This window comes from Aeromicrobium sp. 9AM (assembly GCF_902506105.1).
Taxonomy (GTDB): Bacteria; Actinomycetota; Actinomycetes; order Propionibacteriales; family Nocardioidaceae; genus Aeromicrobium.
Window position 1 is genome coordinate 1,361,637 of record NZ_LR733304.1, and the last position, 15,712, is coordinate 1,377,348.

Consider the following 15,712-nt stretch of genomic DNA (forward strand, 5'->3'; position numbering starts at 1 on the left):
GCCTAGGGCGACACGGGCTCTGCGGCTTGGAGAGCGGACCAGTGGGACGGCGCGATCCCGCCCTCGAGCATCTGGAGCATCAACCGGGCCATCGAGTACGTCTGGTCGGCACGGAGCGCGCGCTCGACGGCGATGAGTGACTGGGCCCCGTCACCGGTGAGCCACGCGGCGAACGCCGTGAGGCTCAGGACGGCCGGCTCGAACGGCGGCACCACGCTCCGGGAGACGAGGGTGAGGAGACGCAGCATGTCATCGGCCGTCTCGACGGTGATCTGCCCCCACACCTCGTCCCGCACGGGGACCGTCGACATCCAGACCGAGAACCGCGTGACCTCCTCGTCGGTGAGCCGCTCCCCCTTCAGGCCGCGGTCGAGGATCGGCTGCACGTGTCGCATCCCGAGCGCCGCGATCTCGCGCTCGGGCGTACGGACGAGCAACGGCACGACCTGGCGAAGCACCTCGTCGGCCGCGCCGCGGCTGGGTCACCGCGGCGAACCGGTCGACGAGCGCCTGGCGGTCGGGCAGGATCTGCTGGCCCGCGGCGATCGCCTGGACCACGGCAAGGTGATGGTCCGACGTCTCGTACGCGATGCCGTCCGGCGGGAAACCCGGCTCGTCGGACCAGTAGCGCTCGCCGTCGGCACGCGCGGCGACGACCAGGTCGATCGGCGCGAGCCGCTCCTCGATCGCAGCGAGCAGATCACGCGCGACGGCCTGCTGCTGCGTCACGGCCAGGAAGATCGCGCCCTCGGCGCCGTGGCGACCCAGGTGCCCCACCACGATCTCGGCCAGCTGATCGATGTCCTCAGGGTCCGGGATGTCGACACGCAGCCGGAATCCGAACCGGCGGCGTGGTCCTCGGGTCGACACCGCGACCAGCGACTCCTCGGGCCGGAAGCCGAAGAGCGTTGGCAGGGTGTTGAGCAGGTCCGGGATGTCATGGGCCGTGTAGACCGAAGGCGTCTGTGTCATGGCTCCACGCTGGTGGGCGACCGGAGCACCGTCCACGGGCCGCCGGCAGGCCTGTGCGCAGAGTCACGCTGGTCCTCGGCCTGTGGACGGGCCTATCGTTGACGGTGTCCGGCCGACCGGCCGGGCAGACGTTCTCAGGGCGGGGTGGAAGTCCCCACCGGCGGTGAGGGTGGCGCAAGCCGTCCGCAGCCCGCGAGCGCCTCCTCCGGGAGGGTCAGCAGACTCGGTGCGACTCCGGGGCCGACGGTCACAGTCCGGATGAGAGAGAACGATCGGGCGACGACGTACGTCGCCCGGTCAGCCCTGATTCAGCTCGAAGGAGAGCCATGAATCAGCCCACCACCCACCGCATCGCCGTCGTCCGTGCCCAGTGGCACGACGACCTGGTCGGCGCCTGCGAGCGCGCGTTCAACGATGAGCTCCACCGGCTCGTCCCGGAGTCGGGCAACGTCGAGACGTTCCACGTCCCCGGAGCCGTCGAGATCCCGCTGCACGCGCGGCGGCTGGCGGCGACCGGCCGCTTCGACGCCGTCGTCGCGATGGCGCTCGTCGTCGACGGCGGCATCTTCCGGCACGAGTTCGTCGCGGACGCCGTCGTCTCGGCCCTCGTCGAGGTCGGACTCAGCACTGATGTGCCAGTCCTGTCCGCCGTGCTGACCCCGCACGAGTTCCGCGAGGACGGCCCGATCGCGGAGTTCTTCGAGAGCCACATGGCGCTCAAGGGCATCGAGGCGGCACGCGCCTGCGTCGCGACGATCGACTCGCTCGGCCGGATCTCGGTGCTCGCCGGCTGACTCGCGCGCCGCGGGCCGCATGTCGGTGGGTCAGGACAGAATGGCCGCATGCGGTCCGTGGCGTCGATCATGCACCTCGACCTGGATGCGTTCTTCGCCTCGGTCGAGCAGCGCGACAAGCCCTCGCTACGCGGCCGGCCGGTCATCGTCGGCGGCATCGGCCCGCGCGGCGTCGTGGCGACGGCGTCCTACGAAGCCAGGGTGCACGGCGTGCGGTCCGCGATGCGTACGGCCGAGGCCCGGGCCAGGTGCCCGCACGCCGCCTTCCTCGGTGGCCGCTTCGACGCCTATCGCGAGGCCAGTCGGATCGTGATGGAGCGACTGCGCGAGGAGACCGAGGTCATCGAGCCGCTGTCGCTCGACGAGGCCTTCGTCGACCTCGGTGCCGGCCCGGGCTTCGACCCGGACCGGGTCGAGGACATCGTCGCCGCGATCCGCGCCGACATCGCGGATCTCACGGGCGGCCTCACCGCCTCGGTCGGTGTCGCTTCGTCCAAGCTGATGGCCAAGATCGCCAGCGAGATCAACAAGCCCGACGGCGTCTTCGTCGTCGAGCCCGGCACCGAGGCCGACGTGCTGGGGCCGATGCAGGCCACCGTGATCCCCGGCGTCGGTCCGGCCACCGCCGAGCGCCTCCGACGGGTCGGCATCCTGACCGTCGAGGACCTGCGCTCCCCCAGCGAGGCCGAGCTCGTACGCCTGCTCGGTCAGTCGTCCGGTCGGTCCCTGCACCGGATGGCGCGGGCCGACGACGACCGGCCCGTCATGGCGTCGCGCGAGACCAAGTCGGTCAGTGTCGAGGACACGTTCGAGCAGGACATCTCCGATCGGCTCCAGCTCGAGACGATCATCGAGCGGATGGCCCGCTCGGTCTCCGGCCGGCTCCGCAAGAACGGCCTCTCGGGCCGCACCGTGACGCTCAAGATGCGCCATCACGACTTCGAGACGCACACCAGGTCCTCGACCCTGCCCAACCCGACCGACAACGCCCGCATCCTCGCCACCACGGCTCGAGGCCTGCTGGCCGGCGAGGACATCAGCAACGGGCTGCGCCTGCTGGGAGTCGGGGTCAGCGGCCTCGCCGACTGGGTCCAGGACGACCTGTTCGCCTCTGACGAGGACGACGACGTCGACGACGAGCCCGAGCAGGAGGTCGTGGCCCGTCCCACGCGCTGGTATCCCGGCATGGACGTGCACCACGCCGATCACGGCGACGGGTGGGTCTGGGGCTCCGGGCTGGGCCGCGTGACGGTCCGCTTCGAGACGCGCTGGACGCCGCCGGGCCCGGTCCACACGTTCCTGGCCGACGACCCCGCACTGGGCGCAGGCCACAACGGTACGTTCGACGTATGACTGTCCCGCCTCCACCCACCGCCGAGCGCCGGCCCATCGTCCGCAGCCACCACGGAGACGACTTCGTCGACGACTACGAGTGGCTGCGCGACAAGGAGGACCCGGCGACGCTGGCCTACCTCGAGGCCGAGAACACCTACACCGACGCGACGACCGCGCACCTCGAGCCGCTGCGCCAGCAGATCTTCGACGAGATCAAGGCCCGCACCCTCGAGACCGACCTCTCGGTCCCGGTCCGCCGCGGCGCCTGGTGGTACTACGCCCGTACGGTCGAGGGCCAGCAGTACGCGATCCGGTGCCGGTGCCCGATCGACGACGCCGACGACTGGCACCCGCCGCTGCTCGAGGCCGGTGCCGAGATCGCCGGCGAGGAGGTCCTGCTCGACTCCAACGTCGAGGCCGAGGGCCACGAGTTCTTCTCGCTCGGCGCGTTCAGCATCAGCGACGACGAGACGCTGCTGGCGTGGTCGGTCGACACCCAGGGCGACGAGCGCTACACGATCAGGGTCAAGGACCTGCGCACCGGCGAGGTGCTGCCCGACGAGATCCCCGCGACGAGCGGCGGCGCGACCTGGTCGGCCGGCGGGACACACCTCTTCTACACGACCGTCGACGACGCATGGCGGCCTCACCGGGTGTGGCGACACCGGCTGGGCTCCACCGACGAGGACACCCTGGTGCTCGAGGAGCCTGACGAGCGCTACTTCATCGGCGTCGGCCGCACCCAGTCCGAGCGCTTCCTCGTCATCGGGCTCTCCTCCAAGGTCACGAGCGAGGTGCGCGTCCTCGAGGCGGCCGATCCCGAGGGCGAGTTCCGAGTCGTGCTCCCCCGTCGCGACGGCGTCGAGTACTCCCTCGAGCACGCCGTCATCGGAGGCGAGGACCACTTCCTGGTCCTGCACAACGACGGCGCGCTCAACTTCGAGCTCGCCGCCATCCGGGTCGACGACCCGAGCGCCCGCACCGTCATCATCCCCGGCAGCGAGTCCACCCGGCTCGAGGACGTCGACGTGTTCGCCCAGCAGATCGTCGTGTCCTACCGCCGCGACGCGCTGTCCCGCATCGGCATCATGCACCTGGGACACGACGGCGTCGGACCCCTCACCGAGATCGACTTCGGCGAGGAGCTGTTCACCAGCGGCGTCGGCGCCAACGCCGAGTGGGACCAGCCGCTCATCCGCGTCGGTGTCGGCTCGTTCATCACGCCGGCGTCGATCTACGACTACGTCGTCGAGACCGGCGAGCTGATCCTGCGCAAGCAGGCCCCCGTGCTCGGCGGCTACGACCCGCAGGAGTACGAGCAGCACCGCACCTGGGCCATCGCCGAAGACGGCGTACGCGTGCCGGTCTCGGTCGTGTGCCGCAAGGACACCTCGCGCGACGGCACCGCACCCGCGTTGATCTACGGCTACGGCGCCTACGAGGCCAGCATGGATCCCGGCTTCTCCGTCATGCGCCTGTCGCTGCTCGACCGCGGGTTCGTCTTCGCGATCGCGCACGTACGCGGAGGTGGCGAGCTCGGCCGGCACTGGTACGACGACGGCAAGATGCTGCACAAGCGCAACACGTTCACCGACTTCGTCGCGAGCGCCCGGCACCTCGTCAGCGAGGGCTGGACCTCCGCGGACCGACTGATCGCCGAGGGCGGCAGCGCGGGCGGCCTGCTGATGGGCGCCGTCGCCAACCTCGCGCCGGACGCCTTCGCCGGCATCGTCGCCAGCGTGCCGTTCGTCGACGCCCTCACCACGATCCTCGACCCGAGCCTGCCGCTGACGGTCATCGAGTGGGACGAGTGGGGCAATCCGCTCGAGGACCCCGACGTCTACGCCTACATGAAGTCGTACGCGCCCTACGAGAACGTCGGCGCGCACCCCTACCCGGCGATCCTCGCCGTCACGAGCCTGCACGACACCCGGGTCATGTACGTCGAGCCGGCCAAGTGGGTCGCCAAGCTGCGCGCGACTGCCACGGGCGACGCCCCGATCCTGCTCAAGACCGAGATGCACGCCGGTCACGGCGGCGTCAGCGGCCGCTACGCGTCGTGGAAGGAACGGGCCTGGGAGCTCGCCTGGATCATCAGCACAGCCAAAGCTGGTTGAGGTGCGGAGGCCGCCCGCGGCCGGAGCCTCGAAACCAGCTGCCAACGCTGGGTGCTGATCTCACCAGGTTTCGTCATCAGGCGCCTTCGGCGCGATCGCTCAACCTGCCTCAACGCTCGCTCGCAGGGCTCGCTCGGCCTCGGCATAGCACGGCGCTCCTAAGAAGCGACTGAGAGCGGAATCCTTGGGGTACCAAAAGCGTTCTGATCAGTACAGACACTGATGGGAGGCGCACGGTGAGCGCACGAAATGGGAACACCAACATCGAGGGCAAGGACAGCGTCGGCATGTACCTTGCCGAGATTGCCCGCACTCCCCTGCTCGACGCTGAGCGCGAGGTCGAGCTGAGCAAGACCGTGGAGGCCGGGCTGCTGGCCCGACATCTCCTCGAGGAGGGTCGCGTGGGCCGTCGCAAGGGCGGCGCGCCGAAGTTCGCGACCGAGGAAGAGCTGCAGTGGCTCGCCGACGAGGGCGACCGGGCGGTCCAGGAGTTCATCCAGGCCAACCTCCGGCTCGTCGTCTCGATCGCCCGCAAGTACGGGCGCTCGGCGATGCCGATGCTCGACCTGGTCCAGGAGGGCAACACCGGACTCATCCGCGCTGTCGAGAAGTTCGACTACGCCAAGGGGTTCAAGTTCTCGACGTACGCCACCTGGTGGGTTCGTCAGGCCATCACCCGCGGCATCGCGCAGCAGGCCCGCGTCGTACGCCTTCCCGTGCACGTGGTCGAGGAGCTCAACCAGGTGACGGCCGCGCGCCGCAACCTGGAGCGCCAGCTCGGCTACGACCCGGAGCCGCAGGAGATCGCGCTGGAGCTCGGCATGGACATCGACCGCGTCATCGACCTGATGTCGTGGGGACGTGACCACGTCAGCCTCGACTCACCGGTCGACGAGGACGGTGACACGTCGCTGGGTGACCTGATCGCCCGCGAGACGCAGCCCGGCCCCGACTTCGCGGTGCTCGACGACGAGTCGCGGCACCTGATCTCGACGCTGGTCGATCATCTCGGCGAGCGCGAGGCCGACATCGTACGAGCACGCTACGGCCTGCTTGACGGACGTCAGCAGAAGCTCGCCGACATCGGCAAGCGTCATGGCATCTCGGCCGAGCGCGTACGTCAGCTCGAACGTGAGGCGTTGGCGACGCTGAGGCGCATCGCCGATCCGGACCTCGCCGCCTAGGCGGAGGCCGCTCTGGACACGAGCTCGTCCCATGTTCCCCCGACGATGAGGGTGAGCTCGTCCATCGGACCGGTGTTGTCGATCACCAGATCGGCGGCACCGGTCCTTTGTCGTCTGGATGCCTGCGCATCAATCCGGGACCGGGCCTCGTCCTCGGACATCCCGCGCGAGCTGACGAGGCGGGCCACCTGGACGTCCTCGGGCACGTCGACGACCACGACGACGTCGCAGTGCTTCGCGGCACCCATCTCGACGAGCAGCGGGTTGTCGTGCACGACGATCGCGTCGGGCCCCGCAGCGCCCTCACGAGCGGCGGCGAGCTCCCAGATCGCCGGGTGCGTGATGGCGTTGAGATCCGTCAGCGCTGCCGGGTCGGCGAACACGATCGCCGCCAGCGCCGGGCGGTCGAGCGTCCCGTCGACGGCGATGACACCGCTGCCGAATCGCTCGGCGATCGCCTCGAGGCCGGGGCTGCCGGGTTCGACAGCCTCACGGGCCAGCAGGTCGTAGTCGATGACAACCGCACCGCGGGCCGCCAGCAGGGCACTCACGGTGCTCTTGCCCGAGCCGATCCCGCCGGTGAGCCCGACCCTCAGCACGTACGACCTAGCCTGCGGCGTTGCCGTAGGTGGTGACGTGCACGTGGTCCATGTGGTTGGCCGTCGCACCGCCCCGGTTGGACATGCTGCGCCAGGCGCCTGAGGTCGCCGGCCGCCAGATGTGCTGGTGCCAGATGATGTACTCGATGCCGAGCTCGGCACGATGCTCCTGCAGGAACGCCGCGATGTCATAGCCGATCGGGTTGCCCGTGCCGACCATGATGTCGAGGGCCTGGCCGGTGGCGTGCTCACCACGACCGGCGACACCGCCGTAGCGGACGATCGAGGGGAACTTCGCGCAGACCGCGCGGTGGACCTTGATCGTGTCGGGCTGCAGGCCGCGCTCGGCCCCGGAGCCGGAGGCGCACGGCGAGGTGCCGAGGGGCATCTCCTTGGCCAGCGCCTTGGCCTTGACCCAGCGCGGGAGGCCCTTGTGGATGATCTGGGCCCACTCGCCCTTGGTGACGCCGGTGATGTCGACGGTCTTGCCGGAGGAGACATTGGCCAGGACCGGTGACGAGCTCTCTGCGGCGGCGTGGACCTCGAGGTCCGACACCGCAAAACGGGTGCCCTTGACCTTGGCCTCGGCATCGGCCTCGTTCGTCAGCGGCGCGCGGTCGGCGCTGCGGCTGATCTCGATGTCGTTGGTCTTCTCCGCCGACACGGCGAACAGGTCCTGCTTGGGCTGGGCGGCGGCCTGGACCGGGCTCGCCGGATCGTGGGAGACCACGAGAGCGCCGGCGGTGGCGAGGGTCAGCAGACCCGCTGTGGGCAGGATCGCCCGCGAGATGTTCAGCCGACGGGGCGCCTTGCGTGCATGCCTGTGGCGAGAATCTGCCACGGATGGACCACCTAGTGCATAGACAAAAGTCTGACTCAGCGTTCGAGTCAAGCATACTTTGTGCATCGGTTCACATCAGATGCGCACATCCTCGCTTGCCAGAGTGACCGATGTCTCACGATGTGGAAGGTTTCGGATGCCTGACGTCCTCAGCGCCGCTGACAGCGAGCGGGCACAGGCCCGTATCGCCGGCGCCTTGCACGCGCAGGGCGTACGCCCTGGCGACCGGGTCGTGCTGTGCGTGCCGGGCACATCTGCGTACGTCAGCGTCGTGCTCGCGGCAACGCGCTCCGGTGTCGTGCCCGTGCCGCTCGATCCGCGGCTGACACCGTACGAGCGCGACGCGATCGTCCGCGACGTCGAGCCGGCACTCGTCATCGACGACCCGTCGACGCTCGACGAGCTGTCAGGCGGCGAGCCCATCGCTCTCGACGACTGGCCGCGCTGCCGCCCGATGCACTTCACGTCCGGTACGACCGGCCGGCCCAAGGGCGTGTGGTCGGGACTGCTGGCACCCGATCACGCGGCCGCCCTCGTCCAGGAGGAGCGGGAGCTCTGGGGCTTCGACGCCGCCGACCTCGACCTGGTGGTCTCCCCGATCTATCACTCCGCGCCGCTGCGGTTCGCGATGGGCACGCTGCTGGCCGGCGGATCGATCGCGGTGCTGCCGGCATTCGATCCGCAGACCTTCGTCGAGACGGTGACCGAGCTCCGCCCGACGTCCATGTTCTGCGTGCCGGCACACCTCCAGCGGCTCTTCGCCTGGCTCGACGAGCACGGCACGGCGTTGGATGCATCGAGCTTCCGGCTCGTCGCCCACGCCGGTGCGCCGTGCCCCGAGCCCATCCGTCGGCGGGCCCACGAGACGTTCGGCGCCGACGTGGTCTGGGAGTTCTACGGATCGACCGAGGGACAGTTCACGGCCTGTCCTGCGCCCGAATGGATCGCCCATCCCGGCACCGTGGGCCGGGCCAGGCCGGGCCGGGTCGTCACGACCGACACCGACGGGCAGCTGTGGTGTGCCGTGCCGGAGTGGGCCCGGTTCACGTATTGGAACGCACCGGACAGGACGCGCTCGACGTGGAAGGAGACGCCCGACGGGCCGGCCTTCACCGTCGGCGACCTCGGCCGGGTCGAGGACGGCTATGTCTACCTCGACTCCCGCCGTGAGGACCTGATCATCTCCGGTGGGGTCAACGTCTATCCGGCGGAGGTGGAGGCCGCTCTCGAGGGCGCCGACGGGCTCGTCGACCTCGTGGTGTTCGGCCGCGACGACGCGCAGTGGGGACGACGGGTGTGCGCGGCGTACGTCGGCGAGGTCGACGAACAGACGCTGCGCGCGCTTGCAGCCGAGCGACTCACCCCGCCCAAGCGACCCAAGACGTACGAGAAGGTCGCGTCACTGCCGCGCACTGCGACCGGCAAGGTCCGCCGCACTGAGCTCTGACAGCTCGGCCTCGGGCACCTGGTCCGGCGCAGCGAACTTCTCGCCGACCCACGCGCCGACGAAGCCCAGCAACAGCCCCGCGAGCACGTCTGAGACGTAGTGCCAGCCGAAGTAGACCGTGGCGACCATCGTGATGACGAGGAACGCCCGCAGGGCCCATACGAACGCCCGGTGGAGACCAGCGCGCTGTGCGACGAGGACCGCGGTGGTGGCGATGGCGACGTGGAGCGAGGCGAACGCGGCGATGTTCTGGACCGTGTTGGTGTGCGCGGGGTCGGCGAGCACCTGCAGGCGCTCGGTCCACATCGACTGCTGAAGAGCCGTCGTCGAGGTATGACTGAGGGCGGCGAAGTCGCCGGGACGGTCGTAGATCGGGCCCAGCGTCGGCAGGGCGTAGTTGAGGGCGACGCCGATGACCCAGTCGATCGAGACCGCCGTGACCCACCACGAGCTGACCCGGTCGCGCCGCGCCCAGACCAGCGCGACGGCGAGCGAGGCCGGCAGCGCGACGATCCACACGATGTAGAAGAACGACAGCACCTGAGCTGCGACCGTGGTGCCGAGCAGGTCGTGCAGGACCACAGCCGGCGACCGGCCGCCGAACATCGCGAAGTCGATGCGGGAGAGGTCGCGGTCGTAGAGCTGGTGGTTGGCAAACGGCACGAAACCCTTGAGGTTGCGGACCGATGCGTACGTCACGTACCAGCCGATCAACCCCACGATCATGAACCGGAGGTTGGCTGCGGGCCAGCGCTCGCGCCAGACCTCCGCCGTGGCGGCCCTGGCGGATCGCCACGACTTCGCGCGGATGGCCGCCCGCGGCACGACGTCGAGGAACAGGGCCAGCAGCACGATCAGAGGCAGCAGCACGAATGTCGGACCGATCGATCCGTCGGGGTCGTGGAAGCCGAGACCCAACGACTCAGCCATCACGAGTGCCGCGACCAACGTGGCCACCGCAAGCGCGGAGCTGAACTCCAAACCGGTTCTGCGCACGGTCAGACTGTATCTCCCGCCGAGGACCGCAGCAGGAATCGGCCGGCTAGACAGCCTCATCGACGCACGTGAACATCTTGCGGTACTGCTGCGGCGTGGTGCCCCTCGCAGTGGCGAAGTGGTGGCGGAGCGTCGCGGCGTTGCCGAACCCCACGCGGGTGGCGATCTGCTCGACGGCGAGCGACGAGTTCTCGAGCAGCTCCTCCGCGTTGGCGAGGCGCTGGCTGGTCAGCCACTGGAGCGGCGTCGTGCCGGTCTCGTCACGGAACCTGCGAGCGAACGTTCGGGGCGACATGTGCGCCTGTGCCGCGAGCTTCTCGACCGACAGCGGCTCGTCGAGGTGGTCGCTGGCCCACGCCAGCAACGGCGCGAGGGTGTCGGCCTCTGTCTGCCCCATGGGCGTGCGGATGAACTGCGCCTGTCCGCCGTCGCGGTGCGGCGGGACGACGATGCGCCGGGCCGTCGTCGTCGCGACCTTCGCGCCGTACATCTGCCGCATCAGGTGCAGCGAGGCGTCGATGCCGGCCGCGGAGCCGGCGCCGGTCATGATGTTGTCCTCCTGGACGTAGAGCACATCAGGGCGGACGATCGCCTTCGGGTACCTGCGTGCCATGCGATCGGTGTAGCGCCAGTGGGTCGTGCACTCACGGCCGTCGAGCAGGCCCGCCTCGGCGAGGATGAACGCCGCCGAGCAGTGCGCATAGACCAGGGCACCGCGTTCGTACGTCGCCCGTGCCGCGTCGAGCACGAGCGGATCGAAGTCGAGGAACTCGTACTTGGGCGAGAAGCAGACCAGGTCGGCGTCCTCGAGCGCGTCCAGGCCGTGCTCGACGTGGAGGTCGAAGCCGGCCCGGCCGCGCACCCGGCCGGGGCGGGGCGTGCACACACGGAAGTCGAACACGGGATTGTCGTCCTCGGGGTGGTAGGGCTCGGCCCACACCTCGCAGATCGATCCGAGGCCAAAGGGCTCGGCACCGTCCTGCACGACGACTGCAACGGTCTTCATGACACGAGCATCGCAGACAGATGGCAGTAAATCAATGCAGAGTGGCATTACTGCCACTGGTGGCAGTATCTGACACCAGCAAGAATTACTGCCATGTTCATCTTTCTAATCGCCCTCCTGGTCATCGCCGCCGGGGTCGCACTGACCGTGCTGATCCCCAAAGACGGGTACGGAGCCCGTCCCGGTCCGCGCAGTCACGCGGACTCGTTCCCGCCCAACAGCTTCGTGTGAACCCCGCAACGCGAAGAACCCCCGGTCCGTGTGGACCGGGGGTTCTTTGCGTGGGGCGGAAGGTTACTCGCCGCCCGTGAGCTTCTCGCGGAGCGCCTGCAGCGCCTCGTCAGAGGCGAGCGAGCCCTCCTGCTGCGGAGCGTCCTCACCGGCTGCGGTGTCCGATGAGTAGTTGGCCGCTTCAGAAGCCTCGATGCCGGCCTTCTCGGCCTCCTCGATCTGCTTCTTGTGCGCCTCCCAGCGCTCGTGCGCCTCGGCGTACTGCTTCTCCCAGGTGGCGCGGGCTTCGTCGAAGCCTTCCTGCCACTCGCCGGTCTCGGGATCGAAACCTTCGGGGTAGATGTAGTTGCCATCGGCGTCGTAGGACGACGTCATGCCGTAGAGCGTCGGGTCGAAGTCATCGCTGACTGCGGCCTCGGTCTCGTTGGCCTGCTTGAGCGACAGCGAGATGCGGCGACGCTCGAGGTCGATGTCGATGATCTTGACCATGACGCTGTCGCCGATCTGGACGACCTGCTCGGGGATCTCGACGTGACGCTCGGCGAGCTCGGAGATGTGCACCAGGCCCTCGATGCCCTCCTCGACGCGGACGAACGCACCGAAGGGGACCAGCTTGGTCGCCTTGCCCGGCACGATCTGGCCGATCTGGTGCGTACGTGCGAAGTGCTGCCAGGGATCTTCCTGCGTGGCCTTGAGCGACAGCGAGACGCGCTCGCGGTCCATGTCGACGTCGAGCACCTCGACGGTGACCTCGTCGCCGACCTGGACGACCTCGTTGGGGTGATCGATGTGCTTCCACGACAGCTCGGACACGTGGACGAGACCGTCGACGCCGCCGAGGTCCACGAACGCACCGAAGTTGACGATCGAGGAGATGACGCCCTTGCGGACCTGCCCCTTCTGGAGCTCGGTGAGGAAGTTCTGGCGAACGGCCGACTGGGTCTGCTCGAGCCAGGCACGGCGCGACAGGACCACGTTGTTGCGGTTCTTGTCGAGCTCGATGATCTTGGCCTCGATCTTCTGACCGATGTAGGGGTCGAGGTCGCGCACACGGCGCATCTCGACCAGCGACGCCGGCAGGAAGCCGCGCAGACCGATGTCCATGATCAGGCCGCCCTTGACGACCTCGATGACGGTGCCCTCGACCACGCCGTCCTCGGCCTTGATCTTCTCGATGTCGCCCCACGCGCGCTCGTACTGCGCACGCTTCTTGGACAGGATGAGGCGGCCTTCCTTGTCCTCCTTCTGGAGGACGAGGGCTTCGACGTTGTCTCCGACGGAGACGACCTCGTTGGGGTCGACGTCGTGCTTGATGGAAAGTTCGCGGGAGGGGATGACGCCCTCGGTCTTGTAGCCGATGTCGAGGAGGACCTCGTCACGGTCCACCTTGACGATGACACCTTCGACGATGTCGCCGTCGTTGAAGTACTTGATGGTGAGGTCAATTGCGGCGAGGAAGTCTTCCTCAGAGCCGATGTCGTTGACGGCGACCTGTGGTGCTACGTGGGGTGTGGCGAGACTGCTTGACATAGAGGAGTTGCTCCGATGGATGGGTGGAATTGTCGGGCACGTCTGACAGCCCTTGGATCGTGAATGAGTCGAGGAGATTCGCCCGACACGGCGCACGAGCACGGGCCTGCTCTGTCCGAGGTACGTACAGGCCGTCAGCGCAGTCTCAATCGTACGCGACCGCGGTCCCTCGCGGGAAGCCGGGTCAGGCCGGTGACAGAAAGGCTGACAGCGCACGGGCGTACGTGTCGACGTCCGCGGCGCCCATGAGCTCTCGCGCCGAGTGCATCGCCAGCTGGGGCGCGCCCACGTCAACCGTCAGCATGCCCGTACGCGCGGCGCTGAGCGGTCCGATCGTCGAGCCGCACGGCAGGTCGGCGCGGTGCTCGTAGCGCTGCAGCGGCACGCCGGCCTGCTCGCAGGCGACGGCGAACATCGCGGCGCCAGGTGCGTCCGTCGCGTAACGGAGGTTGACGTTGACCTTGAGCACGGGTCCCCCACCGATCGCGATGTGGTGGAGCGGTTCGTGCCGCTCCGCGTAGTTGGGGTGCGTCGCGTGCGCCATGTCGCCCGAGGCACAGACCGACGCGGCTATCGCCCGGTGGTAGTCGTCGCGCGTGCCGCCGGCGCCGAGCACGATGCGCTCGAGGACCGTGGCGAGCAGGTCGGACTGGGCGCCGCGCTCAGACGTGCTGCCGACCTCTTCGTGGTCGAACAGTGCGAGCACGGGTCGGACTCCGGCGACGGGTGACGCATCGAGCAGGGCTCGCAGGCCCGCGAAGCAGGTCACCTGGTTGTCGAGCCGCGGGGCCGAGACCAGCTCGGCACGTGCGCCGGTCAGGGCGCTCGGGGTGACGTCGTGGGTCATGAGCTCGAAGCCCAGGATGTCGCCTCGCGCCACGCCGGCCTCCCCCGCCACGAACTCGAGGAACTCACCCTGCGAGACCGACCAGATGCCGTTGAGGTGACGCTGGGGGTCGGGCTCGACACCCTTGCGCTCGGCGGACAGGTGGATCGCGAGCTGGGGCACCCGGAGCACCGGGGCATCGATGTGCACCAGCGTCTCGGTGCCGTCGCGCAGGGCCAGCCGGCCGGCCAGGCCGAGGTCGCGGTCGAGCCAGGAGTTGAGCCAGGCTCCCCCGTATGGCTCCAGGGCCACGACGCCGATGCCCTCCGGTGCGATGTCGTGGTGCTGCTTGAGGCGCAGGTTGGGGCTGTCGGTGTGCCCGCCGACGACGCGGAACGGATCGCTCGGCAGCTCACTGGTCTCGGTCGACCACGCCACCAGCGAGCCCCCACGAACCACGTAGTGGCGGCCCGGCTCGGTCGGCCAGGGGTCCTGCTCGCCCACGCGTACGTATCCCGCGGCTTCGAGCTCGGCGGCGACCGTGCCGCACACATGGAACGGGGTCGGTGAACGGTCGACGAAGGTGCAGAGGTCTGCGGCGGAGGCGATGGTCATAGGAACCTCACCCTAGAACACCGTCGCCACGCAGAATGAGCGACGCCGCGACCCCCGTCAGGAGGTCGCGGCGTCGCTCACCGTGGAGCAAGTCAGTGCGTGACGAGCTCGCGCTCCTCCGCCGTGTGCGCCCCGGAGTCCCTTCCGCGACGCGTGAACAGGCCGATGCCGATCAGGACGAGGCCGAGCGCCCCGCCGCCGTACGGCACGTACGTCTTGACGGCCTTGAGCAGCAGCGTCTTGGACTTGAACTCGTTGACGGTGTCCGTGACGTTCGCGTCGGTGTAGCTGAGCGTCGCCTTGGTCGTCGTCAGGACCCGTTCGCCGTCGAGCTCGAGGTAGCTGTCCTGCGCCGTCTGGCCCCACAGGATGACGCCGGTGACCGGCTCGACCTTGTAGGTGCTGACGCTGGAGTAGATCCGGTCAGCCGTGACGGTCGCCTCGTCCGAGCCGACGAGCGTGCCGGGCACGTCGATCGTGCCGGTCTTGATCGGCTCGATCGTCTGCTTGTACTCGTAGGTCTTCATGCCCTTGACCTTGCCCTCGCCGACGAACTTCGCCGGAGTGGCCTCACGCAGGGTGCCGTCCCAGAACGGGTACGTCTTCTTCTGCGAGTCGAAGGGGAACTTGAAGTAGAGACCCTTGAACTTGCCGGGTTCGATGACCTCGCCGTCGACGTCGGACCGCGCACCCTTCCAGTCCACTGCCAGACCGGTGGTGCGATCGAACGCCACCCGGTCGTCGGTGGCGCTGAGCGCGACCTTGCCCGAGCCACAGTTGAAGGTCGGCTTGTCGGTGCAGTCGTAGATGTCCCAGACCGCGACGTCGCGGTCGAGTGCCTTGCTCGCCTTCTTGCCTTCCTTGACGTTGCCGACGATGACCTTCGTGTTCTTCAAGGGTCCGGTCGTGGGCTTCAGCCCGGCTGCGACGTCGAGGTAGTCGGCGTCGGCCCCCGGCGCCGTCGACGAGACGCTGGTCGCCTCGTGGTTGAGCGGCACGACGGCCACCTGGTCGTACATGTAGAACTTGGACAAGCCGGCCAATGCCAGCAAAAACGCGCCCAGGAACAGCGCGACTGTTCCCAATTTCTTACTCACTGTGGGCTCCCTCCACGTTATGAACGCTTGACCGTAGCACCGGGGAGGGTCAGGTCCGGCGAGCGTCACACCGAGACGTTTGGGCACGTTTGCGCACGTCGCGAGCCGGATCGGTGACCCCC

The 15,712-nt window shown here is 68.7% G+C and carries 13 protein-coding genes, 1 pseudogene and 1 riboswitch; of the genes and pseudogenes, 6 read left to right on the forward strand and 8 right to left on the reverse strand.

Features of this window, described 5'->3' with window-relative positions:
- Window positions 1-2: 2 nt before the first annotated feature.
- A pseudogene (locus tag BOSE46_RS21725) lies at window positions 3-972 on the reverse strand (DUF4192 domain-containing protein).
- A 126-nt stretch (window positions 973-1,098) separates the two neighbouring features.
- Window positions 1,099-1,246, forward strand: a riboswitch (FMN riboswitch).
- A 52-nt stretch (window positions 1,247-1,298) separates the two neighbouring features.
- On the opposite strand from BOSE46_RS21725, the gene BOSE46_RS12950 reads away from it, so the two are divergent.
- The 4 genes from BOSE46_RS12950 (at window position 1,299) to BOSE46_RS12965 (ending at window position 6,402) form a co-directional block, all read left to right on the forward strand.
- The gene (locus tag BOSE46_RS12950) at window positions 1,299-1,766 is read left to right on the forward strand and encodes a 6,7-dimethyl-8-ribityllumazine synthase (RefSeq protein ID WP_159540632.1); all 468 of its coding nucleotides are present in this window, start codon (window positions 1,299-1,301) and stop codon (window positions 1,764-1,766) included.
- 48 nt (window positions 1,767-1,814) lie between these two features.
- A complete protein-coding gene (locus BOSE46_RS12955; protein ID WP_159540633.1) occupies window positions 1,815-3,119 on the forward strand; it encodes a DNA polymerase IV in 1,305 nt (434 codons plus the stop codon).
- Window positions 3,116-5,218, forward strand: a complete 2,103-nt coding sequence (locus tag BOSE46_RS12960) for a S9 family peptidase (RefSeq protein WP_159540634.1) — start codon at window positions 3,116-3,118, stop codon at window positions 5,216-5,218. Before BOSE46_RS12955 ends, BOSE46_RS12960 begins: the two co-directional genes overlap by 4 nt.
- 287 nt (window positions 5,219-5,505) lie before the next feature.
- Window positions 5,506-6,402, forward strand: coding sequence for an RNA polymerase sigma factor RpoD/SigA (locus BOSE46_RS12965; protein ID WP_159542742.1), 897 nt, complete (start codon window positions 5,506-5,508; stop codon window positions 6,400-6,402).
- Here the strand turns inward: BOSE46_RS12965 and coaE are convergent.
- Both coaE and BOSE46_RS21465 read right to left on the reverse strand, forming a co-directional pair.
- Complete coding sequence (gene coaE, locus BOSE46_RS12970; protein WP_159540635.1) at window positions 6,399-7,001, reverse strand: dephospho-CoA kinase; 603 nt, start codon at window positions 6,999-7,001, stop codon at window positions 6,399-6,401. The two genes, BOSE46_RS12965 and coaE, sit on opposite strands and share 4 nt — an antisense overlap.
- A 7-nt stretch (window positions 7,002-7,008) precedes the next feature.
- Complete coding sequence (locus BOSE46_RS21465) at window positions 7,009-7,842, reverse strand: SH3 domain-containing protein (protein WP_159540636.1); 834 nt, start codon at window positions 7,840-7,842, stop codon at window positions 7,009-7,011.
- Between the two features lie 136 nt (window positions 7,843-7,978).
- On the opposite strand from BOSE46_RS21465, the gene BOSE46_RS12975 reads away from it, so the two are divergent.
- The gene (locus BOSE46_RS12975; protein WP_159540637.1) at window positions 7,979-9,289 is read left to right on the forward strand and encodes a class I adenylate-forming enzyme family protein; all 1,311 of its coding nucleotides are present in this window, start codon (window positions 7,979-7,981) and stop codon (window positions 9,287-9,289) included.
- Here BOSE46_RS12975 and BOSE46_RS12980 read toward each other — a convergent pair.
- Together BOSE46_RS12980 and BOSE46_RS12985 are read right to left on the reverse strand one after the other, a co-directional pair.
- Window positions 9,242-10,285, reverse strand: a complete 1,044-nt coding sequence (locus tag BOSE46_RS12980; RefSeq protein ID WP_159540638.1) for a phosphatase PAP2 family protein — start codon at window positions 10,283-10,285, stop codon at window positions 9,242-9,244. The two genes, BOSE46_RS12975 and BOSE46_RS12980, sit on opposite strands and share 48 nt — an antisense overlap.
- A gap of 46 nt (window positions 10,286-10,331) precedes the next feature.
- Window positions 10,332-11,291 carry a GlxA family transcriptional regulator gene (locus BOSE46_RS12985; RefSeq protein ID WP_159540639.1) on the reverse strand — a complete coding sequence of 320 codons (960 nt, stop codon included), beginning with the start codon at window positions 11,289-11,291 and terminating at the stop codon, window positions 10,332-10,334.
- A 93-nt stretch (window positions 11,292-11,384) separates the two neighbouring features.
- Here BOSE46_RS12985 and BOSE46_RS12990 point away from each other — a divergent pair, with 93 nt between their 5' ends.
- Window positions 11,385-11,522, forward strand: a complete 138-nt coding sequence (locus BOSE46_RS12990; protein ID WP_159540640.1) for a hypothetical protein — start codon at window positions 11,385-11,387, stop codon at window positions 11,520-11,522.
- 63 nt (window positions 11,523-11,585) lie between these two features.
- Here BOSE46_RS12990 and rpsA read toward each other — a convergent pair whose 3' ends face one another.
- The 3 genes from rpsA to BOSE46_RS13005 form a co-directional block, all read right to left on the reverse strand.
- Window positions 11,586-13,052, reverse strand: a complete 1,467-nt coding sequence (gene rpsA, locus BOSE46_RS12995) for a 30S ribosomal protein S1 (RefSeq protein ID WP_159540641.1) — start codon at window positions 13,050-13,052, stop codon at window positions 11,586-11,588.
- A gap of 184 nt (window positions 13,053-13,236) precedes the next feature.
- Window positions 13,237-14,493 carry a M18 family aminopeptidase gene (locus tag BOSE46_RS13000; protein WP_159540642.1) on the reverse strand — a complete coding sequence of 419 codons (1,257 nt, stop codon included), beginning with the start codon at window positions 14,491-14,493 and terminating at the stop codon, window positions 13,237-13,239.
- 92 nt (window positions 14,494-14,585) lie between these two features.
- Window positions 14,586-15,590, reverse strand: a complete 1,005-nt coding sequence (locus BOSE46_RS13005; protein ID WP_159540643.1) for a DUF3068 domain-containing protein — start codon at window positions 15,588-15,590, stop codon at window positions 14,586-14,588.
- Window positions 15,591-15,712: the final 122 nt, after the last annotated feature.